Origin of the sequence: Streptomyces sp. NPDC001868, from assembly GCF_040297125.1 — a bacterium.
GTDB lineage: Bacteria > Actinomycetota > Actinomycetes > Streptomycetales > Streptomycetaceae > Streptomyces.
The window spans coordinates 252,701-277,404 of record NZ_JBEOYO010000004.1; the positions used below are offsets into that span (position 1 = coordinate 252,701).

The 24,704-nt window shown below is 72.6% G+C and carries 17 protein-coding genes and 2 pseudogenes; 13 read left to right on the forward strand and 6 right to left on the reverse strand.

Annotated features, from left to right (window positions below):
• Positions 1-33 precede the first annotated feature (33 nt).
• A complete protein-coding gene (locus tag ABT147_RS07605) occupies positions 34-5,019 on the reverse strand; it encodes a DNA-binding protein (RefSeq protein ID WP_351403270.1) in 4,986 nt (1,661 codons plus the stop codon).
• Positions 5,016-5,882 (reverse strand): DUF4132 domain-containing protein, encoded by an 867-nt coding sequence (locus ABT147_RS07610; protein WP_351403271.1) that lies wholly within the window; start codon positions 5,880-5,882, stop codon positions 5,016-5,018. Before ABT147_RS07610 ends, ABT147_RS07605 begins: the two co-directional genes overlap by 4 nt.
• Before the next feature lie 667 nt (positions 5,883-6,549).
• Between ABT147_RS07610 and ABT147_RS07615 the strand changes: the two genes are divergently transcribed.
• From ABT147_RS07615 to ABT147_RS07665, 11 genes and pseudogenes are all read left to right on the forward strand, one after another.
• Positions 6,550-7,077: a hypothetical protein gene (locus ABT147_RS07615; RefSeq protein ID WP_351403273.1), complete on the forward strand. Its 528-nt coding sequence runs from the start codon at positions 6,550-6,552 to the stop codon at positions 7,075-7,077.
• 409 nt (positions 7,078-7,486) lie between these two features.
• Positions 7,487-9,649, forward strand: a complete 2,163-nt coding sequence (locus ABT147_RS07620) for a hypothetical protein (protein WP_351403274.1) — start codon at positions 7,487-7,489, stop codon at positions 9,647-9,649.
• Between the two features lie 94 nt (positions 9,650-9,743).
• A complete protein-coding gene (pelF, locus tag ABT147_RS07625) occupies positions 9,744-11,252 on the forward strand; it encodes a GT4 family glycosyltransferase PelF (protein WP_351403275.1) in 1,509 nt (502 codons plus the stop codon).
• The gene (locus tag ABT147_RS07630; RefSeq protein ID WP_351403276.1) at positions 11,249-12,667 is read left to right on the forward strand and encodes a hypothetical protein; all 1,419 of its coding nucleotides are present in this window, start codon (positions 11,249-11,251) and stop codon (positions 12,665-12,667) included. Before pelF ends, ABT147_RS07630 begins: the two co-directional genes overlap by 4 nt.
• Positions 12,668-12,733: 66 nt before the next feature.
• The gene (locus ABT147_RS07635; RefSeq protein WP_351403277.1) at positions 12,734-13,735 is read left to right on the forward strand and encodes a GDP-mannose 4,6-dehydratase; all 1,002 of its coding nucleotides are present in this window, start codon (positions 12,734-12,736) and stop codon (positions 13,733-13,735) included.
• A gap of 72 nt (positions 13,736-13,807) precedes the next feature.
• Entirely contained in the window at positions 13,808-14,521 is a 714-nt protein-coding gene (locus ABT147_RS07640; RefSeq protein ID WP_351403279.1) for a nucleotidyltransferase family protein, read from the forward strand.
• Between the two features lie 7 nt (positions 14,522-14,528).
• Positions 14,529-15,299, forward strand: a pseudogene (locus ABT147_RS07645) (SDR family oxidoreductase); the annotation flags it as partial.
• A 503-nt stretch (positions 15,300-15,802) separates the two neighbouring features.
• Positions 15,803-16,465, forward strand: coding sequence for a spherulation-specific family 4 protein (locus ABT147_RS07650; RefSeq protein ID WP_351403280.1), 663 nt, complete (start codon positions 15,803-15,805; stop codon positions 16,463-16,465).
• The gene (locus ABT147_RS07655) at positions 16,462-17,256 is read left to right on the forward strand and encodes an endo alpha-1,4 polygalactosaminidase (RefSeq protein WP_351403281.1); all 795 of its coding nucleotides are present in this window, start codon (positions 16,462-16,464) and stop codon (positions 17,254-17,256) included. Before ABT147_RS07650 ends, ABT147_RS07655 begins: the two co-directional genes overlap by 4 nt.
• Positions 17,238-17,786 (forward strand): hypothetical protein, encoded by a 549-nt coding sequence (locus tag ABT147_RS07660; RefSeq protein ID WP_351403282.1) that lies wholly within the window; start codon positions 17,238-17,240, stop codon positions 17,784-17,786. The genes ABT147_RS07655 and ABT147_RS07660 overlap by 19 nt, the downstream gene beginning before the upstream one ends.
• A 154-nt stretch (positions 17,787-17,940) precedes the next feature.
• Positions 17,941-19,170 carry a PP2C family protein-serine/threonine phosphatase gene (locus ABT147_RS07665; RefSeq protein WP_351403283.1) on the forward strand — a complete coding sequence of 410 codons (1,230 nt, stop codon included), beginning with the start codon at positions 17,941-17,943 and terminating at the stop codon, positions 19,168-19,170.
• A gap of 13 nt (positions 19,171-19,183) precedes the next feature.
• Here the strand turns inward: ABT147_RS07665 and ligA are convergent, their stop codons facing one another.
• The 4 genes from ligA to ABT147_RS07685 form a co-directional block, all read right to left on the reverse strand.
• Complete coding sequence (ligA, locus tag ABT147_RS07670) at positions 19,184-21,319, reverse strand: NAD-dependent DNA ligase LigA (RefSeq protein ID WP_351403284.1); 2,136 nt, start codon at positions 21,317-21,319, stop codon at positions 19,184-19,186.
• Between the two features lie 60 nt (positions 21,320-21,379).
• The gene (locus ABT147_RS07675; protein ID WP_351403286.1) at positions 21,380-21,790 is read right to left on the reverse strand and encodes a VOC family protein; all 411 of its coding nucleotides are present in this window, start codon (positions 21,788-21,790) and stop codon (positions 21,380-21,382) included.
• A 48-nt stretch (positions 21,791-21,838) separates the two neighbouring features.
• Positions 21,839-22,231, reverse strand: coding sequence for a helix-turn-helix domain-containing protein (locus ABT147_RS07680; protein WP_351403287.1), 393 nt, complete (start codon positions 22,229-22,231; stop codon positions 21,839-21,841).
• A gap of 88 nt (positions 22,232-22,319) precedes the next feature.
• Entirely contained in the window at positions 22,320-23,765 is a 1,446-nt protein-coding gene (locus tag ABT147_RS07685; RefSeq protein ID WP_351403288.1) for a glyceraldehyde-3-phosphate dehydrogenase, read from the reverse strand.
• On the opposite strand from ABT147_RS07685, the pseudogene ABT147_RS07690 reads away from it, so the two are divergent.
• Positions 23,679-24,215, forward strand: a pseudogene (locus ABT147_RS07690) (sugar-binding domain-containing protein); the annotation flags it as partial. The gene ABT147_RS07685 and the pseudogene ABT147_RS07690 overlap by 87 nt on opposite strands.
• A gap of 167 nt (positions 24,216-24,382) precedes the next feature.
• Positions 24,383-24,583 carry a hypothetical protein gene (locus tag ABT147_RS07695; protein ID WP_351403338.1) on the forward strand — a complete coding sequence of 67 codons (201 nt, stop codon included), beginning with the start codon at positions 24,383-24,385 and terminating at the stop codon, positions 24,581-24,583.
• The last annotated feature ends 121 nt before the right edge of the window (positions 24,584-24,704 follow it).

Consider the following 24,704-nt stretch of genomic DNA (forward strand, 5'->3'; position numbering starts at 1 on the left):
GAGGGCGCCCAGTGGTCGGGCGCCCTGGCCTCCTCAGCGGCGGCGGCCCCGCCGTACCTTCAGCTCCTCGAACCGGGGCGCGTCACCGTCCTGGACGCGCTGCCAGGCCCTGCGGTACAGCTCGGCGGCCGGTTCGGTCGGCACGATCACGCCGAACGTCGCGTGCTCGTCGCTCATCAGCTCGCCGAAGAACGGCAGCTTCCACCGCTCCAGCGGCAGCCGTGGCGCCTTGGGGTCGACCCAGCCGCCGGGCAGGAACAGCGAGCGCCCGGCCCTGGTCCGGCTGGCCTCCACCACCAGCTCGCCGGCGGCCAGTTCGGCACGGGCGGCCTTGAGCCGGGCCGGCTTCCACCCGGTCCAGCGGGCCGTCATACGGTCGGTCGGGTCGGGCATGGCGAGCAGCATCAGATAGAGCGTGGCGGCGTCCTCGCCGATGCCGTACTCCTTGGCCACCTCCGCCACCAGCTCGGGCACGGAACGGCCGGGGTCCTGCGGCCACCAGGTGCCGTCCTTGTCGCGCTCCCCGGCGAGCGGGTCGCCCGGGTCGGCGAGGAGAGCCGCGTACGGGGCGGAGCGGGCCAGGCGCAGTGCCACCTCGGCGGCGTAGGGCCGCTGGTCGTCGACGCGCAGCGCGGGCAGATACGGGTCCTGGCCGGCCTCGTCGAGCAGCGCGACCCGGATGCCCGGCGCCGGCTGGTCGTCGTGGGTGGCCAGGATGACGGCGCCGTACCGCTCGAAGCCCGCGCCGACCTCGGTCGGGGCGCCCGCGGTCTTCCGGAACGCGGGGAGACCGATGTACCGCCCGAGGTCCAGCACCAGCCCCGGGTGGGCCAGCCGTTCGCGTACGGCGGTGAGCGCGGCGGGCAGCGCGGCCCGCAGCGGGTCGCCGGCGGGCAGCCGATGGGCGAGCCAGGCGGCGAGGCCGACCGAGCCGACCAGTGTGTCCGCCGTGAAGCCGACCGCTTCGTCCCCGACGGGCTTGACCCGGTCGCCGTCGACCGCCCACTCCAGGTCCCGGGTGAGCCGGGGCTCGTCGGCCGGGTGCAGCAGCGCGGGCAGGGCGCTCCGCAGCTCCCACGACGAGTGCTTGACCGCACGGGTCGCGTCGGCGAGCAGTTCCTCGGGGATGGCCCGTCGCTTGCCCACCTCGCTGTTCCAGACCTCCGCCGCGGCGGCCACGTCGGGCCCCTCGGTCCACAGCCGGGCGGGGTCGGCGGGCAGCAGCGCGGCCACCACCGCGGCGCGGATCTCGCCGTCGACGCCGCGCAGTTCGTCCTTGGCGACGGCCGCCGGCGCGAGCTTCACCCCGATGGCGTCGCGTGCCTCCGTGGTCAGGAACGAGCGCTCGTAGGTGTCGACCTGCGGCAGTCCGGCCACGATCAGCCGGGCCATCGTCCCGGTGACCCCCGTGAGCCGGGCGAACTCCTCGGCGGCCTCCGGGAACCAGGGCGCCGGTCCCCGGGCGGTCAGCTCCGCGAGGAACGCGCCGAGCCGGGTCGTCGACCCCTCGTCGGCCAACGGGGAGGACGCGTCGAGCCGGTAGCCCTCCGGTGTGTCGAACCGGCCCGCCGGGTCGTGGAAGAACCCGGTGAAGGTGCTGCCGTCGTCGTTCAGGGAGCCGCGTTCCACGATCGCGAGGAACGCGCCGCCGCCCAGCGGCAGCAGCCCGGTCCACGAGCCCTCCCGCCACTCGCCGGACGGAGTCCGCAGCCGGGGGGCCGCCACGTGCAGGACCACCTTGCGCCACCGCGTGGTCGTCGTGCCGCCCGCCAGCCCCAGCTCGACCAACCGGCCGAGGAGGGTGCGCAGCGCCTCGCGATGCTCCTCCGCGGTGGTGCCGGCCGCCGCCCGGAACGCCAGGGCGGTCGCGCGGTCGATCAGCGTGGTCAGCTCCGGTTCGCCGGTCGGCAGCGCGGGCCCGTCGAGGTGGAGGCACCCGGTCGGCCCCTCCGGTACGGCGGCGGTGCCGGACGCGAGCCCGGTGGCCCTGGACAGGGTGCGCAGGGCGCGGAAGACGGTGTCGGACTCGTCGTCGCGGTTCCACCAGTAGCGCCGTCCCACGCCGAAGCCGCTCATCGCGTCCTGGAGGACGGTGTCGGCGGGTCCGGCGGGCCCCTCCATCTCCTCGACGTCCCCGTCGAGCGCCCGGGTGAGCCGGGCGGCCGCCGCGTCGAGGACGGCCTGCTGGCCGGCGGCGTGGCGCACGACCCCGGCGATGCCCGCGACGAGCGCGTCGTGCGTGACCGGCAGGAGGGCGCGGATGGCGTCGGCCAGCGCCTTCCCGTCGCCCTGCCCGCCGCCCTTCCCGTCGCCCTTTCCGTCGCCCTGTCCGTCGTCCTTCGCGGCGGCCGTCAGCAGGGCCGCCGACGTCTCCCTGTCGATGTTCCGCAGCGCGGCGGAGCCCTCCGGGTCGCGGGCGGTCATGCACTCCCAGAACTGCACCGGCGGCAGCAGCAGCGTGCCCTCGCCGTAGACGCCCGGGGTCCGGTCCGTCTTCGCGACGGAGGTGACGACGCCGTCGGTGTCGACGATCTCCATCTGCCAGCCGTTGCGGACGACGGCACGGGCCCGGTCGTCGCCCGGGAACACGACGAGCGCGGACGGCCGGCCCCGGCCGGCGGGCAGGGTGACGGTGTGCCCGGCGAGGTCCTGGGTGCGCAAGGAGCCGTCGGGCAGCTTGATCGTGCGGATGCCGACGACGCCGTCCACGGGCGCGGAGGCCGGCGCGTGGTGGACGGTCGGCGAGGGGCCGAGCCAGCCGCTGTCGAAGGTGCTGCCCTCGGGGGCGTCGCGCAGCGCGTCGGCCAGGAAGGCGGGCATGCTCGCCCGCCCGCGCTGGTTCGTCGCCGGGTCGTACTCGTACCAGCTGTGCGTGTCCCGCTCGCCCTCCGCGTGCCACACCCAGTACGAGGCGCCGTCGAAGATCAGCCACCGCTCCTCGGGGAGGGTGGTGTCCCCGACATGCAGGACGCCCGCGCCGGTGGTGCGGCCGCCGCCCGGCAGGGGCAGGGTCAGCTTCAGGTCGGCCTTGTACCAGTCCATCTCCGTGCCCCGGGTGCCGCCCGGGCCCTGCATGGACCGGGGCTGGTCGGCGCGGGTGTGCCAGTAGCCGCGCAGGCCGTCGTCGCGGGAGCGCCAGTAGACGAGGAGTTCGCCGTCCACGTGGTGGAAGCCCGGGTCGCCCCACTTGTCGTTCGCCGGGATGCGCAGGTCGTGGGTGAGGAGGGTGCCCTCCGCGCCGATCACCCGGGCCTGGGCGGCGCCCGCCACGACGAGGTGCGGCCAGGCGTCGGCGACGACGATGTCCTCGACGTCGTCCTTCGGGACGAGGGTGGCGGTCGCGTCCTCCCAGGCGGGCCAGCCCAGTTCGTCGAAGAGCCCGGCGCGCAGCGTGCGCGACAGCACCGGCGCCAGGTCGGTGGCGACGGCCGCGCGGACCTCGTCCTCGGCGAGCGCCAGCGCCTCGGCGGGCAGCCACCTCAGCCGGCCGAGCGCCTCGGGCAGCTGCGGCAGACCCACGGCGGCGAACCGCCGGACGACCCCACGCACCCACTCCGCCAGCAGCGGGCGCCCGCCCGGCGAGGCGGCCAGCACACGGATCGCGCGCCGCCCGGAGTCGTCGTTGCCGAACCGGTCCGCGCCCCGCCGGAAGGCCTCGTGGAAACGGGAGTCGGCGGACAGCGACAGCAGTTCACGCCGCCCGTCACCGGCGGCCCACTGCTCCAGCGGCAGCGACCCGTCCTTCGGCGGGGCGGCCACGGGCACGTCCAGGGACAGCAGCAGGTCCATCAGATCGACATCATGCGTGACCTTCAACTCCCGTCCGGCGGAGGTAAGTTCGGTACGCAGCCGGTCCACCGCCCGTTCCACCAGCGGATACAGCTCCGGCATCCGGGTGGAGCCGCGCCAGGACCGCGCCCGCTCGCGGAACGCGAGGAACCGCTCCAGCCAGCCCGCCGTACCGTCGTGCGGACGCTGCTCCGCGGGCAGCGAGCCGTCCCACAGCCCGGCCGTGGCGCCGGAGGCCTCCAGCATGTCCAGCCACATCAGGGGCATCTCGTCGTCGTGTGACGAGGGGAGCGTGTCCAGCAGTGCGCCGCGCACCTTCGGCTCGCGCGCCGCCAGCGCCGCCAGCGCCGCACGGTGGCCCTTCCACCAGCCCGCAGCCGCACGCAGCGTGGACGGCAGGACCAGCAGCTCGGCCAGATAGTCCTGCTCGGTGAGGTCCGCGTCCCGGCCGGCGGCGCGGGCCAGCCTGCGCAGGTCGTTCGCCATCTGCGCCGACGGCGGCAGACCGCCCGCCGTACGGCGCAGGCACAGCTTGGTGAAGCGCCGCAGCGCCTCCTCGGCCGGCACCCGTGCGGCCAGTTCCTTCGCGTACGCCGACAGCACCTTCACCGGAAGCGCGCCGGCCAGCGCGAACTCCAGGAACACGGCGTCGAGCCGCTCCTCCTCGACGACCAGCCCGTGCTCCGCCTCGGCCTTGCGGGCGCGGGTGAACAACTGGGCCGCGTACGTGGCGTTCTCCTCCGCGAGGAACACCCGTCCGGCCTGCTCGTAGAAGGTCGGCAGGAAGTGCGGCACCGACGCCGCCAGGCGCGCGCCCAGCTCCAGATAGGCGTCCAGGGCCGCCTTCGGCTTGGACTTCGCCTGCCGGGCCGCCCGCTCCAGGTCCGGCACGACGCCCAGCGCGTGGTGACCGTCCGCCGGGTGGTGCACCAGCACCCACTCGGGGAAGCCCAGCGACTGCCGCAGCCCCAGCCCCACCACCGCCGGCTCCGCATCCTGCTCCAGCCCCAGGAACCCGGCGGCCAGATCCTCCGCCGCGCCCAGCTCCCCGGCGACCAGCCGCACCACCACCCGGTCGTCCAGGCCCGGATGACGGTACGTCCGCGCCGTCAGCGGCACCGCCCGCTCCCCGGCCCCCTCGGTGTCCGGCGGCAACACCGCGCCCGCCGCCAGCAGTTCCCCGTACGACACCTCTGCCGCCCCGCTCGACACCCCAGTCCCCCCGCTCATGCGTCCTTGCCCTCCTCGATCACACGCCCGGCGTACAGCGCCGCGGCCATCCGCATCCCCTCCGACCAGGCCACCGGGCCCACCTGGCTCAGCGGCAGGGCATGGCCGTCCTGGTCCTGCCAGGTGAGGCTGCCGGTCTCCACCTCGTCGTCCCAGTACGGCTCCCCGATCCACACCGAGGCCTCGACGGTGCGCTCGCCGTCCCGGACCCGGGCGGTGGCGTACCCGCCGGAGACGCGGTACCCCAGTGAGGTGGCGCGCGCGGCGAGGGCGAAGCGGGAGCGGAACCGGCCCCCGGTGAAGTCCCGCACCTGGGTGGCCTTGGCGGCGAGATCGTCCGGCCGCCGCCAGGTCCCCCGGTGTATCTGCTCGACACGCTGGACGATGCCCAGCTCCGCCGCGAACTCCCGGATGTCGTCGAGGTCCGGCAGCAGCACCGGGTGCGGCAGCGTCACCGTGCGCGGGGAGAGGCGGACCGTCTCACCGTCCAGGTTCACCACCCGCAGCTCGCCCGAGTCGGTGGCGCCGCGCAGGAAACCGACCTCGTCCGGGTCGTCGCCGACCACCGCGAGGTCGCGCAGCGCGGCCTGCCACGCCTCGTCCGGCCACACCCGGGCCAGCAGACCGGTGGGTACGGGCAGTGACGACACCATCCAGGCGTCCACCTGTGTGACGCACGCCGCCGCGTGCCGATCCAGCCATTCGGCGAACCGGCGCAGCCGGTCCACCTCCGGGTGGTCCTTCAGCGCCTTCGGCAGTGACTTCAACTGCCGTCCCGCCGCCCGGCCCGAGGTGGCTCGCGCCGCCACCCGCCCCTCCACAAGGGCGACTTCATACCCGTCACCCGCCGACAGCCAACCCACGAACCCCAGCCCTCCGCGTCGGTTCCACAAGAAGAAAGCACAGTTCAGCCGGGGAATCCCGGCCCAAGTGCGACCATGTGCGGAACGCTAGCGGCAGCCACTGACAATCGGTCCGGGGCGCCTCCCGACAAGCCTTCCTCGACGCGCCGGGAACCCCGACGACGAACAGGCAGGGCGAGACGATCCCTCCGGCGTCCGGCAAGCCAATCGAAGCGGGCACGCCGACGCATCCGTATACCTACGTAACCGAAGTACGTACTACCGGCCAGTCAACGAACCGGCGCCGTACGGCCGATGTGCTCACCCTCCGCAGCGACGCGCGGCGCACCGGAGGACCGGAGGACCGGACGGGGCGAAAGGGGAAGGGCGGGGCCGGAAACCGGCGGTTGGCCGAGAACGCGCGTACCGCGCGGCGGCCGGAGCATGGTCCGCTGGGTGCGATACGCGCCAATGCCGCCCCGCCGGCATCACGGGACAACCGGGCAACACCGATCCCCTCCTCACCCCCCGTCACACACCCGTTACCGTGCGGCGATACGAGTGTCCGTGGAGAGGCCACGGATCCGCCACGCCTCCCTCACGTGACGCACACTTCCGGCCGGGCCGCGCCCGCGCCGTGTCCGTCGGGGCAGACGGTGTGCTCGCCGGATGCCTAGCCTCCCGGCCCATGCGATCACCACTGATGAGACGCTTCGGCCTCGGTGCCGTCCTGGCCCTCGCCCTCGCCGTGTTCGGCATGGCGCCCGGCGCGAGCGCGGCCGCCGCGGCACCCGCGGAGCTGACGTTCACCACCGGCAGTGCCACCACCACGCCGGGCGGCACGGTCGACCTGTCGATGACGATCACGAACAACCACACCTACGACGTCTGGTTCATCTACCAGACCATCGAGCCCACCTGGCTGACCAACCAGCGCCCCGACCTGAAGTACTCCTTCACCGGCTGCAGTCTCGCCACGGCCGCCGGCGCCACCCCCTGCTCCGGGACCGGCCCCGCCAACCTCGGCACCAACTACGGCGCCACCGTCCCGCCCGGTCAGAGCCGTACGGTCACGCTGACGCTCCAGGTCGCCGCCGACTCCGGCTGCAACGGGAACATCGGCTTCTACTCGTACTTCTACGCGGAGTTCAGCGACCGCACGAACGTCAGCGGCGGCCCGGTGTACACCCCCGAGACCCGGGTGCTCTGCGCCTGACGATCCGTCGAGGGTGTGGGCGGCTGTGACGGGAGTGACCTGAAATGATCTGCGATCGGGCTTCCGTCATGGTCTGGACCACTGGCGAACGATCCGGCGGACCCGAGCGGCCCGCCGGTGCGCCCCGCAGGGCCCGGACCAGCGCGCCGGGCCCTCGCGGTCGTCGCGCGCCAGGTGCACGGGCGGATGAGAAAACGTTCAATTCGGTTCTAGGTTCGCCCAGTTGGACACCTGCGCTTTTCCGTCATGTTTCGCGGCATGACCACGAAAGCCACACACAGACACCACTATGTGACGCGACGGATGCGTCGACGACTGGGTTCTGAGGGGGACGCCGGCGTCACGCAAGGGGGTGCGTCCGCTCCAGGAGAGGCGTGCTCACCCCTGCCCGGGGAGGGGACTTCACCGCATGAAGCGGACCTTACGCACCACCGTGCTCACGGTGGGCGTGCTCATCGCCGCACTCGGCCTGCCGACCGGTCCGGCCCAGGCCGACGACACCACGCCCCGTGTCGACCTGCGGATCCTGGTGGTGAGCGACGGCGGCCCGTCCACCGACGCGATCGCCGCCGAACTCACCGCCGCCGGCACTCCGTACACCGAGATCGACCTGACCAGCTCCGACCGGACCGTGATCGACGCCGGGTTCCTCGCGGACACCGTCGACGGCCGGCCCCGCGCCAGGTTCCAGGCCGTCGTCCTGCCCAACGACAACCCGTTCCCGGCCGGTTCCACCGAGATGGCGGCCCTCGCGGCGTACGAGCGGACGTACGCGATCCCCCAGGTCGACGCCTACACCTACGCGCGTCCAGAAGCCGGTTTGCAGTACCCGGTCCACGGCGGCTACTCCGGCAGCCTAGACGGCGCCGAGGCCCAGGTGACCGACGCCGGCAGGGCGGGCGCCTTCGGCTACCTCGACGGGGCGGTGCCCTTCGAGGACAACGACCCCGCCGTCGGCGAGAGTTACGCCTACCTGTCGAGACCGGTGGCGGGTGCCGACTTCACGTCCTACGTCGACGCGGCGATCCCCGGCCAGTCGACGCGCGGCACCCTCGTGGGCGAGTACCGGCACGACGGGCGGCGCGAACTCGTGGTCACCTTCGTCTACAACCAGTACCAGCAGCAGTTCCGGCTGCTGGCCCGCGGCATCGTGGAGTGGATGACCGGCGGGGTGCACCTGGGCGCCTCGCGGAACTACTTCGCCGTGCACGTGGACGACGTGTTCGCCGCCGACGACCGCTGGAACACCGAGCTGAACTGCACGCCCGGCGACGTCGACTGCGCCGACCCGAACGTCGAGCCCGACCCCATCCGTATGACACCCGACGACGTCGGCCACGCCACCGCCTGGCAGGCCGACAAGGGCTTCACCCTCGACCTCGCGTACAACGGCGCCGGCAGCGTCGACCACCGCGAGGACAACAACGGCGACGACGCGCTCACCGACAGGTTCATCGCGGACCGGAATCGGTTCCGCTGGATCAACCACACCTACTCGCACCCTTTCCTCGGCTGCGTCCAGGACACCAGCGTGGTCCCCTGGAGATGCGCTACCGACGCCGACGGCTCCACCCGATGGGTGAGCCGGAACGAGATATCCGACGAGATCGCCACCAACCGCGTCTGGGGCGAGCGGGCCGGACTCCCGCTGGAGAACGACGAGTTGGTCACCGGCGAGCACTCCGGCATGAAGGTCCTCCCGCAGCAGACCGAGGACAACCCCAACCTGGCGCTCGCCCTCGACGACAACGACATCGCCTGGCTCGGCTCCGACAACTCCCGCGAGCCCGCCCAGCGCCCGGTCGGCCCCGCCATCACCGTGCCCCGCTACCCGATGAACGTCTTCTACAACGCGGGCCGGGCCGCCGAACAGGTCGACGAGTACAACTGGATCTACACCAGCCGCGCCCAGGGCGGCAGCGGCATCTGCGAGGACAACCCCGCCACCACCACCTGCCTCACGGCACCTCTGGACACGGCCACCGGATACGACGAGGTCATCGTGCCGCTGGAGAAGCGGATCGCCCTCGGCCACGTCCTCGCCAACGACCCGAAACCGCACTTCATCCACCAGTCGAACCTGGCCGAGGACCGCATCGCCTACCCGGTGCTCGACGGCGTCCTCGACGGCTACGCGGCCCTGTTCGCCGAGAACACCCCCGTGGTCAACCTGCGTATGAAGGACATCGGCGCCGAACTCCGGCGCAGGGCCGCCTGGCAGGCCGCCCTCCAGACAGGCGAGGTCACCGCCTACCGCATCGGCGACACCGTGACCGTCGAGGCGCCGGACGGCCTGGCGGTCACCGCCACCGCGCCCACCGGCACCACCCTCGCCGGGTCCGCCTTCGGCGACGCCTACGCGGGCGCCGTCTCCGGCTGGACCCCCTCCTCGGGCGACCCCCTCGCCCTCGTCCTGCCGACGATGTCCACCGGCACCTCCGCCCCCGTCACCACCGGGTCCGCCGAGGCCACGGAGCCCGCACCGGACACCCGCGTCCCCGCGGGCGTGAGCGACAGAGTGCCGTACAGCGCGGACCAGGACGCCGCGGACGACACCACCGCGGACGACTGACCCGCGGCACCCGCCCACCAGACCGTCCCGGCCGTCCGACAGGCGGCCGGGACCGGCAGGGAACCACCCCACACCACGGCCGTGGAGCACACCGATGCCCGTTCCTCACGACGCGCGCCGACTCGGCGCGGCGCGCGTCACCCTCCTCACCGAAGGCACCTACCCCCACAGTCACGGCGGCGTGAGCGTCTGGTGCGACCAACTCGTCCAGGGCATGCCCGACCTCGACTTCGACGTCATCGCCGTCACCGGCACCGGACGCGAACCCGTCGTCTGGGACCTGCCCGCCCAGGTCTCCCGGGTGCTGTCCGTCCCCATGTGGGGCGAGCCGCCGGAGGGCCACCCGCCCCGGGGCCGCGCCCGCCATCGACTCACCACCGCCTACGAGCGGTTCCTCACCGCCCTGCTCGACCCGGGCGCCGAGAGCGGGTTCGCCCCCGCCCTGTACGAGCTCGCGGGGGCGGCGGCGGACGGCACGCTCAGCCCGTTCCTGCGCTCGGACCGGGCCATCGCCCAGCTCACCGCCGTCTGGAACCGCCCCGGTCTCGCCGTACGCGAGGCCCGGCCCACCCTGCACGACGCGCTCACCGCGACCTCCCTGCTCGAACACGCCCTGCGCCCCCTGGCCGTACCACCGCCCGAGACCGGCGTCGCCCACGCGGTCAGCGGCGGCGTCGCCGTCCTCCCGGGCCTCGCCGCCCTCGAACGGCACGGTGTGCCCCTGCTGTTGACCGAACACGGCGTCTATCTGCGCGAGCGCTACCTCGGCTACCGCACCGCGCCCTACCGCTGGCCGGTGAAGGCCGTCGTCCTCGGCTTCTTCCGCCTCCTCGCGGAGGAGACCTACCGCCGGGCCGCCCTGATCACCCCGGGCAACCGCTACAACCGGCTCTGGGAGGAACAGGGCGGCGCCGACCCGGAGGCGATCCGTACGGTCTACAACGGCGTCGACCCGGCCGCGTTCCCGCCCGCCGGGCCCGAGCCGGAGACGCTCACCCTCAGCTGGGCGGGCCGCGTCGACCCCATCAAGGACCTGGAGACCCTCATCCGGGCGTTCGCCCTGGTGCGGGCCCAACTCCCGGACGCACGGCTGCGGTTGTTCGGCGGAACACCACGCGGCGGCGAGGCCTACCGGGAGCGGTGCGAGGCGCTCGCCGCCGAGCTCGGGCACGGGGACGCCGTCACCTTCGAGGGCCGCGTCGACGACATCAAGGACGCCTACGCGGCCGGCAACGTCGTGATGCTCTCCAGCATCAGCGAGGGCTTCCCGTTCACCCTGATCGAGGCCATGTCGTGCGGACGGGCCACCGTCTCCACCGATGTCGGCGGCGTCCGCGAGGCCGTCGGCGACACCGGGCTCGTGGTGCCTCCGCGCGACCCCGAGGCGATGGCGAAGGCCGCGCTGGAACTCTTGGGCGACGCCGCGCGGCGCCGGACGATGGGGGAGGCGGCCCGGCTGCGGGTGATCGAGCAGTTCACCCTCCGCCGGACCATCGACACCTTCCGGTCCATCTACCTCGAACTGCCCACGCGGGCCCGGCAGTCGAGGACCGGAACGCCTCCGGCGGAAGCACTGACCCCGATGAGCACGGTGGCCGGATGAGCGGGCCCATGTCACTCGAACCCGGCGGCGTCGAACACGACACCCTCGCCATCCGGCTGGCCGACCGGCGCCGCCCGCGCCGCCGCCCCAGCTGGGCCCTCGGCGACGACACCACCCTCACCATCCGGCTGCCCCACCAGGGCCCGGACGAGGAGGCCGTCAGCGAACTCGCCGCCGAACTCGCCGACCGCGTGGGCCCGGCCGTCCACCCGTACGAGGTGGCCGCCCTGCTGGAGGCGGAGGGCCTGTCCGCCTCCCTCATCAAGGACCGGTACGGCCACCCGAACCTCTTCTCGCTCGCCGCGGCGTTGTACGAGCGGGTGCCCAGAACCTTCCCCGACCCCGCGCCGACCGCGGACCCCTGGCGCCCGGACACCGTGCGCTGCCTCCTGCGGGGTGTCCTGTTCGCCCTGCCGGGCCTCGCCTATCTGCTCACCGCCCCGCTGTGGAACCCCGGTGCACACGCCCCGGCGCTCATCGTGGCGGGCCTCGTCTCCTGGGCCTGGGGCCAGGCCCTCGGCCACCGCGCCCACCTGCGGATGGTGACCGGGCAGCACGAGGCGGCCCGTACGCTCCTGACCGGCGCGCCCGTCGGAGCGCTGGTGGCCACGGCGATCGCGGCGCTGCCCGCCCAGGGCGGCCCCGTCACCCTGGTGGCGGCCGCCCAGTCCGCGTACCTCGCGGCGGCGGGCGTCCTGCTGGTCCTCGGCAGGGAACGCCAACTCCTCGCCGCGCTCAGCCCGTTGATCGCCGGCGCCGCCGTCCTGCCCTGGTGGGAACCGGGCCCATGGCTCCGGGCCGGACTGCCCCTCCTCGCCCTGCTCGCCACCCTCGCCGTCACCGGTCTCAGCCTCCGGCCCGCCCTCACCGCCCCGGCCGTGCCGGACGCCCGCCGCCCCCGACTGCTGTGGTCCCTGCCGTACGGACTCTTCGGCCTGGCCGCCGGGGTGCTGGTGCTGCTGGAGGGGCGGGAGGAGCCGTACGCGGTGATACTGCTGACGGTGAGCATGGGCCCGGCGGAGTGGCTGCTCTTCCGCTACCGAGGCCTGTCGGTCGCCGCGCTGCGCGCCGTCGCGACGCCCGCCGGGTTCCTGCTGCGCTCGGCCGGGATCCTCGTCCTCTGCCTGCTCGCCTACCTGCTGCCGCTGCTGCCGGCGGCCTGGCTCGCCGACGCCGACCCGGCCCCCCTGCTCCTGCTCGCGGCCGTCCTGTGGACCGCGCTGCTGCTCCAGGCGTTCGGGGCGGCCTGGCCGTCGGCCGCGATCTGTCTCGCGGCGGCGGGCTGCGCCGGCGCGGTCACCCTGCTGCGTCTGCCACCGGGCGAGCTGGCGCTGCCCCTGTGCTGCGCCGCCGCCGCGCTCTGTCTGTCGGCGTGCGCGCTGCGGCTGCTCGGCCGGCCCGCGCCGCACGCCTGAGCCCCGCGCTCACCCACGACCACCCGACACCGCCCCCACATCCGACCGACCGGAAGGACACACCAGTTGACCTCCGCACCGCTCGCCGCCGTCACCGGAGCCGAGGGCTTCATCGGCTCCCACCTGACCGAGGCGCTGGTCGCCTCCGGCCACCGGGTCCGGGCCATGGCCCAATACAACTCCTTCTCCTCCTACGGCTGGCTGGAGACCCTGAATCCGGACGTCCTGGACCAGGTGGAGATCGTCCTCGGCGACGTCCGCGACCCCGGCTCGGTCCGCGGCCTCCTCGACGGCGCCGACACCGCCTACCACCTGGCCGCCCTCATCGCGATCCCGTATTCCTACCAGGCACCCCACAGCTACGTGGACACCAACGTCACCGGCACCCTCAACGTCCTGGAGGCCGTCCGCGCCCTCGGCACACCCCGCCTGGTCCACACCTCCACCAGCGAGACCTACGGCACCGCGCGGACGGTGCCGATCACCGAGGACCACCCCATCAACACCCAGTCCCCGTACGCCGCGTCGAAGGCCGGTGGGGACCGGCTCGCCGACAGCTACCACGCCAGCTTCGACACCCCGGTCGTCACCCTGAGACCGTTCAACACCTTCGGACCGCGCCAGTCGATGCGCGCGGTGATCTCCACGGTCATCGGCCAAGTGGCCGCCGGGGAGCGGACCATCACCCTCGGCGATCTGCGCCCCACCCGGGACTTCACCTTCGTCAAGGACACCGCACAGGCCTTCCTGACCGTCGGCACCGCGCCCGCCGCACAGGTCGTGGGCCGCACCTTCAACGCAGGCACCGGCGGCGAGATCTCCATCGGCGACCTCGTGGCCCTGATCGGCAAGGTCATGGACAGCGAACTCGACGTCCGCGAGGACGAGGCACGCATCCGGCCCGCGAACTCCGAGGTCATGCGGCTCGTCGCGGACGCGACCCGGCTCACCGCCGCCACCGGCTGGCAGCCGGCCCACACCCTGGAGGAAGGCCTCGCGCACACCGTGGAGTTCTTCCGCGACCCCGCCAACCTCGCCCGCTACAAGACCGGCATCTACAACATCTGACTCCCGTCCGGCACGTCCGAAACACCTCTGCGAAGCACATCTCCGAAAGCACCTCGACGAAGGAGGAGCACCATGCACGCAGTGATCCTGGCGGGAGGCAAGGGTGTCCGGCTGCGGCCCTACACCACCGCGCTGCCGAAGCCGCTCGTCCCCATCGGCGACCAGCACGCCATCCTGGAGATCGTGCTGCGCCAGCTCTCCACGGCCGGCTTCACCCATGTCACCATCGCCATCGGCCACTTGGGCGAGATCATCCGCGCCTACGTCGGCGACGGCTCCCAGTGGGACCTGACCGTCGACTACGCCACCGAGGAGAGCCCCCTCGGCACCATGGGCCCGCTGCTCAACCTGCGCGACCGGCTGCCCGAGACGTTCCTCGTCATGAACGGCGACATCCTCACCGACCTCGACTACGCCGACGTCCTGCACCACCACCGCGAGTCCGGGGCGCCGCTCACCATCGCCACCTACGCCCGCGAGGTCCACATCGACTTCGGCGTGCTGACCACCGACAACGCCAAGGTCGTCGCCTTCACCGAGAAGCCGAGCATGGACTACCGCGTCTCCATGGGCGTCTACGGCGTCTCCCGCTCGACCCTGGACGGCTACACCCCCGGACTGCCCCTGGGCTTCGACGAGCTGGTCCTGGATCTGATAAGGACTCAGAACCAGCCGCACGCCTACGACTTCGACGGGTACTGGCTCGACATCGGCCGCCCCGACGACTATGACCGGGCCAACGCCGAGTTCACCACCCGCAAGTCGCTTCTGCTCAAGGGAGCCTGAGCTCTACATGCGCATTCTCGTCCTGGGTTTCACCGGCTATCTCGGCACCCACGTCGTCGAGGGGCTGCGTGCCCTGCCGGGCGTGCTGGTCCTCGGCGCCGGACGCGCGCCCACCGCCGAGTACGTCATCGACCTCGCCACCGACCGCCGCGACGCACTGGCGAAGACCCTCGCGTCGGCCGCGCCCGACACCGTGATCAACTGCGCGGGCGCGACCGGCGGCGACCCCGTGACCCTCGCCGAGGTCAACGCCCGAGGCCCCGCCGTCCTGTGCGCCGCGCTCCGCGAGGCCGCCCCCGGCGCACGGCTGGTGCACCTGGGCTCGGCCGCCGAGTACGGGCCCGGCGTCCCGGACGTCCGGGTGACGGAGTCGGCGGCCACCAGCCCGCTCGCCCCCTACGGCGCGACCAAACTCGCGGGCACGGTCGCCGTCACCACCTCCGGCCTGGACGCGGTGGTCCTGCGCGTCGGCAACCCGGTGGGCCCCGGGGCACCGCCCACCGGCCTCCCCGGCCGTATCGCCGCCCTGCTCCGCACGGCCGGCCCCGACCCCGACGCCGTCCTCCCCCTCGGCGACCTCTCCGCGTACCGCGACTTCGTCGACGTCCGCGACGTCGCCCGAGCGGTCGCCCTCGCCGCCACGGCCCCCGGCCCCCTGCCCCCCGTCCTCAACATCGGCGGCGGCCGGGCCGTCCCCGTCCGCGAGGTCGTCCGGGGCCTGGCCGACAAGGCGGGCTTCCGGGGCCGGATCGCGGAGAACGCGGCGGGAGCGGGAGCCGCGGTGCGCTGGGGGAGCGCGACGGGCCCAGCGGGCGGGACGGGGTTCGCGGGTGCGGCGGGTGCGGGCGGTGCGGCGGGGCCGGACGGCTCCGCTCGTGCGGCTGGCGGCGCGGCGCCGACTCGTGTGGCGGGTGGCGCGGCCCCGGCCCATGCGGCTCATGCGGCCGACGGCGCCGGTTCGGCCGGTTCGGCCCACGGGCTCGGTTCGGCCCACGCGTTCGGCTCGGTGCGCTCGGCGGACGTGTCCTGGCAGTGCTCCGACATCACCGCCGCCGAGACGGCCCTGGGCTGGCGCCCGGCCCACACCCTCGACGACGCGCTCACGGCACTGTGGGAGAGCGGGGGCGGAAGGGTCGGCGGGGAAGGCGGCGAACCCAGGGAAAGCGGGGAGGGCCGGCTCGGCGGGGAAGGCGGCGAACCCGGGGCAAGTGGGGAGGGCCCCCTCGGCGCGGGCGGCGAAGGCCGACCCGGCGGGGGTCACAGGACCGGTGACCGTACGCCGTGAGCCTCCTCATCCCGCTGTACGTCCACCCGGCCGAGGACCCGGGTGCCTGGCACCGCCTGATCCGGGCCGCGACCCGCACGTACGGCGTCGTCCTCAACCCCGCGAACGGCCCCGGCGAAGGCCCCGACCCCGCGTTCACAGCGGCGGCCGGGGCGCTGCGCGCGGCCGGGGCCCGGCTGCTCGGCTATGTCGACACCGACTACGGGGTGCGCGACCGCGCCGAGGTCGTGGCCGACGTACGCCGTCACCAGGAGTGGTACGCGGCCGACGGCTGCTTCCTCGACCAGGTGACGGCCACACCGGACGGGCTGCCCGCCTGCCGCCGGCTGGTCCGGGCCGTACGCCGGCTCGGCGCCGGGACCGTCGTCCTCAACCCCGGGGTCCACCCGGCCCCGGGGTACGCCCGCCTCGCCGACCTGACCGTCACCTTCGAGGGCCACTGGTCGACGTACGTGTCGGCGTTCAGCAGACCCGCCTGGGCCGCCCGGCTCCCACCCGAGCGGCTCTGCCACCTCGTCTACGGCGTCCCCGAGGCACTCGTCCCGCTCGCCGTCCGCACCGCGCACGACCGGGGCGCCGGGGTCTGCGGCCCGGTCACCGGCGAACCACCCAACCCCTGGGCCCGGCTGACCCCCGCCCTCACCGGGACGGACCGATGAGGAGACCGGCGCTCGCGTTCCTGACCCTGCTGGCCGCGCTGGTGGCCTCGACGCTGACGGGCTGCGCCGACGACGGCGCCCCGGACTCCGGGCAGCTCTGGAAACCCCGGCCCGGTCTCGCCTGGCAGTGGCAGCTCGACGGGAAGGTCGAGCCCACGGCGGACGTGCCGGTCTACGACATCGACGGCTTCGAGAACTCCGCGGCGGACGTGGCCCGGCTGCACCGCGACGGCCGGAAGGTCATCTGCTACATCAACGTCGGCGCCTGGGAGGACTTCCGGCCCGACAAGGACGCCTTCCCGCGCTCGCTGCTCGGCGAGGAGAACGGCTGGGCGGGCGAACGGTGGCTGGACATCCGGCGCACCGACGTCCTGCGGCCCCTCATGGCGCGCCGCTTCGACATGTGCCGCGACAAGGGCTTCGACGCCGTGGAACCCGACCTGATGGAGGGCTACGGCAACGACACCGGCTTCCCCCTCACCGCGCGGGACCAGCTGACGTACAACCGCATGATCGCGGACCTCGCCCATGAGCGCGGTCTGTCGGTGGGTCTGAAGAACGACCTGCCGCAGATCCCGCAGCTCCTGGCCGACTTCGACTTCGCGGTCAACGAGGAGTGCGCCCAGTACGACGAGTGCGCGCGGCTCACGCCCTTCATCGAGGCGGGCAAGGCCGTGTTCCACGTGGAGTACACGGAACCCCGGAGCGGCTTCTGCGCCGAGTCCCGCAGACTGAAGCTGTCGTCGATGGTGAAACGACTGGAACTCGGGGTGTGGCGACAGCCCTGCTGAGCTCGGTGCACGGGGGGAGCGGCATGGAGTGGTCGGCCGGGATCGAGAAGCGGGTCGCGCTGGTGAACGCCGCGCTGCGGCCGATCGCCGAGGAACCCGTGGACGTCGGTGACCCCGACTGGGAGGAGAGGATGCGGGAGCGGCCGTGCGCGATGGACGAGGCGGGGGTCCGGGCGGAGGCCGAGGCCGTGCTGCGTGCCGTCCTCACCGCCTACGCGGACGGCGACGAGGACCTGCGGATCTTCCTGCGCGGCCTCTTCGAGCACTACACCGCCTTCCGCTGGGCCGTGCACCTGCCTTTCGAGCCCACTCCCGAGGGGTTCCGGCTGCGCCTGCTGCACATGTCGGCCGTCGATCAGGGCTCCGACACCCGTGACGAACTGCTCGCACTGCGCGACCTGTGCGAGGACGCGCGGCAGGCGGGCATCGACATCGGCCCCTGTCTGCGCGAGGTGGCGGAGCTGTCCAGCCGTGTGGACAAGTACGGCATGGGCTCCACGCGGGACATCCTGCTGCGCACCGCCCGGTGACCGGAACGCGGGGCCCGTCGGCTCGCGACGCTGCGTCCCTTATCGCACAACCGTGCGTGACCTGGCGGTTTTCCTGGAACAGGACCGCGCTCCGGCGGCCATCCGCTCCTATGGTGGAGATCACACGAAGGCGACGGACGCTGAGGCGGCGACCATGGCGGATACGGAGATCGACTACGCGGCGGTGTTCCAGGCGCTGCCGGGCATGGTGGCGCTGCTGACACCCGAGCTGGTGTACGCGGACGCGAACGAGGAGTTTCTGCGGATGTCGGGCCGCACCCGCGAGCAGGTGGTCGGCCGGTATCTCTTCGATGTGTTCCCCGACAACCCGGACGACCCGTCCGCGAACGGCATGCGGAACCTGGCGGCCTCCCTGAACCGGGTGGTGGAGAGCGGCGAGCGGGACGCCATGGCGCTGCAGCGCTACGACGTGGAGTCGGCGGAGCGGCCGGGGGAGTGGGAGGAGCGGTACTGGAGCCCGGTGAACGCGCCGATCCTCGGCCCCGACGGCAAGGTGGTGCTGCTGATCCACAAGGTGGAGGAGGTCACCGAGCTGATCCGGGCCCGTGAACGCTCGCCCGGCGACCGGACCAGCGTGCTGGAGGCCGAGCTGTACACCCGCGCCCGTGAGCTGCAGGAGGTCAACGAACGGCTGCGGGAGGCGCACGCCCATGAACGGGAGGTCGCCCTCGCCCTGCAGACGGCGATGCTGCCCGCGCCCGACCCGATCGGACACCACCGCGCGGCCGTGCGCTACCAGCCGGCGACCGACGCGCTGAACGTGTGCGGCGACTGGTACGACCTCGTCGACCTGTCCGGCGTCGACCGCATCGGTATCGCCGTCGGTGACGTGGTCGGACACGGCCTGGCCGCCGCCTGCGTCATGGGCAAGCTGCGCAGCGCGCTGAGCGCCGCGTCCCTGGTGGCGGACGGCCCCGCCCAGGCGCTGGACGCGCTCGGCCTGTACGCCCGCTCCGTCGCGGGCGCCGAGAACACCACCGCCGTGCAGACCTGTGTCGACTGGGACACCCACACGATCACCTACAGCAGTGCCGGGCATCTGCCGCCCGCCCTCCTGTGCCGTGACGGCAAGGTCGTCTTCCTCGACCGGGCGACCGATCCACCGCTCGGCGCCCGCCCGGAACACACCCCCCGCCTGGAGGCCACCGTCGACTTCACCGAGGGCGACATGCTCGTCCTCTACACGGACGGTCTGATCGAACGCCGGGACGAGGACATCGACCTCAGCCTCGCCCGCCTCGCCGACGCGCTCACCCGCCACCGCCGGTCCACCCCCGAACCCCTCGCCGACGCCCTCCTCCTCGACCTCCTCCCCTCCGGCCGCGCCACGGACGACACGGCCCTCGTCATCCTCGGGCTGTGAGCCGGGCGGCGGCTCAGTCGAGGTGGTCGGCCACCAGGGCGGCGAACTCGTCCGGGTCGGCCACCCGGATGCCGAGGGTCTCGGCCTTGGCGCGCTTGGAGCCGGCGTTCTCGCCCGCGACGACCAGGGAGGTCTTCTTGGAGACGCTGGAGGAGGCGCGTCCGCCGGCGCGTTCGATGAGCTCGTTCATCTGGTTGCGGCTGAGCTTCTCCAGTACGCCGGTCATGGCGCCCGTGACCACCACGGCCATCCCGGCGAGCGGACCGCCCGCGGGCTCGGCGCCGGCCTCCGTGCCCCCCTTGGTGCCCTCCTTCGTACCGTCCGTCGTTCCGTCCTTCGCGTCGGCGGACTCGTCGTCGACCGGGGCGGGCGGTGTGGCGCCCGGCTCGGTCATGTTCACCCCGGCCGCCGCGAGCTTGTCGATGAGCGGGGCCAGTTCGGTCAGCTCGGCCACGATGGACGGGGCCTTCTCGGTGCCGATGCCCTCGACCCGCTGCATCGCCTCGACGTCGGCGGCACGCAGGTGGTCCATGGTGGCGAAGTACCGGGCGATCCGGCGGGACATGGAGCGTCCGGTGCCCCGCACACCCAGCGCGCACAGCACCCGCGACAGCGGCCTCCCCTTGGCCGCGTCGAGCGCGGCGAGGAGGTTGTCGGTGCTGGTCTCCCCCATGCGCTCCAGGCCGAGGAGCTGCTCCCGGGTGAGAGCGAACAGATCGGCGAGATCGGCCACCAGGCCCGCCTCGACGAGCTGGACGACCCGGGTCTGCCCGAGCCCTTCCACATCGAGCTGATCGCGGCCCACGGCATACGAGAGGGACGCCACCAGATGGCAGTTGCGGCCGTTCTCGCAGCGCCAGCGCTGTTCCCCGGTGTCGATGCCGGAACCGCATCTCGGGCACACCTCGGGGAAGACGATGGGCTGTTCCTCGCCCGTGCGCAGATGGGCGACCGGCGCCTCCACGCGGGGGATGACATCACCGGCGCGATGCACCATGACATGGTCGCCCAGCCGCAGGTCACGGCGGGTGATGTCGGCCGGGTTGTGCAGGGTGGCGTACGTGATGGTGGAGCCGTCGATCTCGACGGGCTCCAGCACGCCGCGCGGGGCGATGATGCCGGTGCGCCCGACGTTCCACTGCACCTCCAGCAGCCGGGTGATCTTCTCGACCGCGGGCAGCTTGTAGGCGATCGCCCAGCGCGGGGCGCGGGAACCGGCCCCGGCGGCCCGCTGATCGGCGGCGAGGTCGGCCTTGACGACGATCCCGTCGATCCCGAACGGCAGCTCGGCCCGCAGCGCGGCGATCTCCTTGACCCGGTCCAGGACCTCTTCGACCGTGCCGGCGGTGACACCGGGCACGGCCGTGCTCGCGGTGGTGTTCACCCCGAGGTCGGCGGCGCGGGCCATCAACTCGCTGTGGGACAGCTCGCCCAGATGGGCGGCGGAGTCGGCGTCCGTTCCGGGCAGGGGCAGCAACCCGTAGCCGAAGAAGGTCATCGGCACGGTGTAGGCACGCTCCTTGGCGCGCAGCGTGCCCGCCGCCGCGTTGCGCGGGTTCGCGAACGGCTGGCCGCCGTGCCCGGTGCGCACCTCGTTGGCGTGCTCGAACTGGGCGTTGGTCATGAGGACTTCGCCCCGCACCTCCACCGTCACCGGCTCGGCCAGCTCGCGCGGCAGCCCCTCGACGGTGCCTATGGCGTGCGAGACGTCCTCCCCGGCCGTCCCGTCGCCCCGCGTGATCAGCTGGGTGAGCCGCCCCCGGGTGTACCGGGCGGCGATCGCCAGCCCGTCGAGCTTCGGCTCCACCCCGAACCGCTCCACCTCGTGCCCGATCCGCCGGGCCAGCGAGGCCGTCCACGCCGTGAACTCCTCGGCGGAGAACACGTTGTCCAGGCTCAGCATCGCCACCGTGTGCGGCACGTCCCCCTCGACGGCCCCGCCGGCGACCTTCCCGGTCGGCGAGTCCGCCAGCACCTGGTCGGGATGCTCGGCCTCCCACGCCGCGATCCCCCGCACGAGCCGGTCGTACGCGTCATCGTCCAGCACCGACGTACCGCCCGTGTAATAGGCGGCCGAAGCCCGCACCGCGTCCTCGACGGCCTGGGCGTAGGCGGCGGCATCCACGATCACTGCAACTGATGTCGTCATGCGACCATCCTGCCGCCCACCACTGACAACGCCCCTGCCGTCGGGAACGGGAGCGGAGGCTCAGCCCTTGGGCTGGGTGAAGCGGATGCTGTTGCCGAACGGGTCGCGGAGCCCGCAGTCGATGCCGTACGGGCGCTCGGTGGGCTCTTCGGTGAACTCGACGCCGAGGCTCCGCAGGGTCTCGTACGTCTTGCGGCAGTCGTCCGTGCTGAAGATGAGGTGACCGCCCATGGCGCCCTTCGTCAGCAGGTCGCGGACCTGGGCCGCGGTCTCCTCGGACAGCGCCGGGGACCCCGGCTTCTCCAGCAGGATCTGGCGCTCCGGGTGGCCGGGTACGTGGACGGTCAGCCAGCGCATGAAGCCCAGGTCGACATCGGTGTTGACCTCCAGACCGAGCTTGCCGACGTAGAAGTCGAGGGCGGCGTCCTGGTCGAGGACGTAGATCTGCGAGTGCGTGATGGCGGTGAACATGGGCACCACGCTAGCGAGCGCGCCGGACGAAAACTTATCCAAAACTGCTCAGCCGCTCGGTCGCATCCACGCCTTTGCGAAACAGGTCGGTACGGCCACGGCCACCGCCGCCCTGCGGTACTCCCGGGGTGATGTGCCGACGATGTCGCGGAACGTCCGGCTGAAGGTCCCCGGGCTGCCGAAGCCGACCTCGAAGCAGATGTCCGTCACCGCGCGGTCGGTCTCCCGCAGCAGGAACATCGCCCGTTCGACCCGGCGGCGTTGCAGATAGCGATGGGGTGTCTCCCCGAACGTGGCGCGGAAGGTGCGCGTGAAGTGCGCCTCGGAGACATGGGCGATCCGGGCCAGCGCGGGGACGTCCAACGGCTGCGCGTACGCCCGGTCCATGGCGTCCCGGGCGCGCAGCATACGGCGGTTGGACTCTTCGGAAGCTCGGCTCACGGCGTCATCACATCATGGGCACGCCACGGGCCGGACGAGCGGATTCGCTCGCCCGGCCCGGTGCCGACGGGGGCGTACGGCCGGTGGATCAGACCGCCGGGGACGGGTACGTCGGGTACTCGACGCCGGAGACGTGCTGGACGACGCGGATGACCTGGCAGGAGTAGCCGAACTCGTTGTCGTACCAGAGGTAGAGGATCGCGTTGTCGCCGTCGACCTTGGTGGCGCCCGCGTCGACGATCGAGGCGTGGCGGGAGCCGATGAAGTCGCTGGAGACCGAGTCGGGGGCGTTGGTGAAGTCGATCTGGCGCTTGAGCGGCGAGGTCAGCGAGACGTTGCGGAGGTAGTCGAGGACCTCCTCGCGGTCGGTCTCACGGCCGAGGCGCAGGCTGAGGATCGCGATCGAGACGTCCGGGACGGGGACGCGGATCGAGCTGCCGGTGATCGGCGCCTTGAGGTCGGGCAGCGCCTTGGCGACGGCCGAGGCGGCACCCGTCTCGGTGATGACCATGTTGAGCGGCGCGGAACGGCCCCGGCGATCCGACTTGTGGTAATTGTCCAGCAGGTTCTGGTCGTTGGTGAACGAGTGGACGGTCTCCACATGGCCGCGCAGCACACCGAACTCGTCGTCCATCGCCTTCAGCGGGGGGACTATCGCGTTGGTGGTGCAGGACGCGCAGGACAGGATCTGCTCGTCCGGCTTGATCGTGTGGTGGTTGACGCCGTGCACGATGTTCGGGACGTCGCCCTTGCCGGGGGCGGTGAGGACGACCTTGTCGATGCCCGGGCGCAGATGGTTCGACAGGCCCTCGCGGTCGCGCCACTTGCCGGTGTTGTCGATGAGGATGGCGTTCTTGATGCCGTACGCGGTGTAGTCGACCTCGGACGGGTCGTTCGCGTAGATCACCTTGATGGTGTTGCCGTTGGCGACGATCGTGCTCTCCGCCTCGTCGACGGTGATCGTGCCCTGGAACTGGCCGTGGATGGAGTCCCGGCGCAGCAGCGAGGCGCGCTTCACGATGTCCTGATCACCGCCGCCGCGCACGACGATGGCGCGCAGCCGCAGACCGTTGCCGGAGCCGGCCTTCTCGATCAGCAGCCGGGCCACGAGGCGGCCGATGCGGCCGAAGCCGTAGAGGACGACGTCACGTCCCTCGCCGCCCTCGATCTTGTTGACGCCCGTGGCGCCGGCGACGGCCTCGGCGGTGAACTCCGCGATCGACAGGCCGCGGTCGTCGGCCCGGTGGGCCTCGGCGAGCAGGCCGATGTCGATCTGGGCGGGGCCGAGGTCGAGCTCGGTGAGGGCGTGCAGGAACGGCAGGGTGTCGGTGACCGAGAGCTCCACACCGGCGATCTGGCGGGCGAACCGGTGGGTCTTCAGGATGCTGACCACCGACTTGTTCACCAAGGAGCGGCTGTGCAGCAGGACCGTCACGTCCCGCTCACGGTGCAGCTTCCCGATGATCGGGATCATCGACTCCGCGATCTCCTCGCGGTTCTTCCATTGGGTGAACGAGTCCTCGTTGACAGTCACAGAATTATCTTTCGAGCTAGGCGGCGCTCATATGCTAACCACCCCGCTCGGAGGAGACGCACCGAGGGGGCACACATACGCACCCGGTCACCCCCGACCCTTGACGCCACAGCCGTATCGCCCTACTCCTGGCATGTCTATGTCAGTTCAGCATTCTGGCCCAAGGAGCCGGACCCGCAGTGGCCCACACCGCCCCGGGCGATCGGCCCGTTCGACCCGGAGCGCAGTGAGAACGGGGGGTCGGTCGGCGGCGTCGGCTGGTACCGCAAACACTTCGAGGTGGGGGAGCCCGGCGACGATCACGGGTCACATATCGAGCTGCGGTTCGACGGGGTGTACCAGAACGCGGACGCCTGGCTGAACGGGAAACACCTCGGTTTCCATCCCAACGGCTACACGTCCTTCGCCCACGACCTCACCCCGCACCTCGATCCGTCGGGCCCGAACGTGCTCGCCGTCCGCGTCGACAACAGCGGCCGCAACAGCCGCTGGTACGCCGGCTCGGGGATCTACCGGCACACCAGGCTGACGGTGACCGGCCCCGTGCGCGTCCCCCTCTGGGGCGTGCGGATGACGCCACCCGCAAGGTCACCTTCGAGATCGACGGCGCCGGGGAGCTGGCCGCTGTCGGCAACGGCAACCCGCACAACGTCGACAGCTTCCGGCGACCGGCCCGCTTCACCTGGCACGGCAAGGCCCTCGCGATCCTCCGCCCGGGAAAGCGACCGGGCTTGCCTCACCCTCACCGCGAGGTCCTCAGGCCTGCGCCCGGCGACCCTCGCGCTACCGGTCCGCCGCCGGCGTTCGTGAGTTCGTGAGTTCGTGAGTTCGTGAGTTCGTGAGTCCGCGAGTCCGTGAGTCCGTGAGTCCGTGAGTCCGTGAGTTCGTGAGGTGCCGTACGGTCCCGGGCCGGTCGCGCGTGGCGAACCGGCCCGGTCC

Coding starts and splice junctions, on each gene's coding strand:
- ABT147_RS07605 (WP_351403270.1), bottom strand. CDS start 5,019: ATGAGCGGGGGGACTGGGGTGTCGAGCGGGGCGGCAGAGGTGTCGTAC.
- ABT147_RS07615 (WP_351403273.1), top strand. CDS start 6,550: ATGCGATCACCACTGATGAGACGCTTCGGCCTCGGTGCCGTCCTGGCC.
- ABT147_RS07620 (WP_351403274.1), top strand. CDS start 7,487: ATGAAGCGGACCTTACGCACCACCGTGCTCACGGTGGGCGTGCTCATC.
- pelF (WP_351403275.1), top strand. CDS start 9,744: ATGCCCGTTCCTCACGACGCGCGCCGACTCGGCGCGGCGCGCGTCACC.
- ABT147_RS07630 (WP_351403276.1), top strand. CDS start 11,249: ATGAGCGGGCCCATGTCACTCGAACCCGGCGGCGTCGAACACGACACC.
- ABT147_RS07640 (WP_351403279.1), top strand. CDS start 13,808: ATGCACGCAGTGATCCTGGCGGGAGGCAAGGGTGTCCGGCTGCGGCCC.
- ABT147_RS07655 (WP_351403281.1), top strand. CDS start 16,462: ATGAGGAGACCGGCGCTCGCGTTCCTGACCCTGCTGGCCGCGCTGGTG.
- ABT147_RS07665 (WP_351403283.1), top strand. CDS start 17,941: ATGGCGGATACGGAGATCGACTACGCGGCGGTGTTCCAGGCGCTGCCG.
- ligA (WP_351403284.1), bottom strand. CDS start 21,319: ATGACGACATCAGTTGCAGTGATCGTGGATGCCGCCGCCTACGCCCAG.
- ABT147_RS07675 (WP_351403286.1), bottom strand. CDS start 21,790: ATGTTCACCGCCATCACGCACTCGCAGATCTACGTCCTCGACCAGGAC.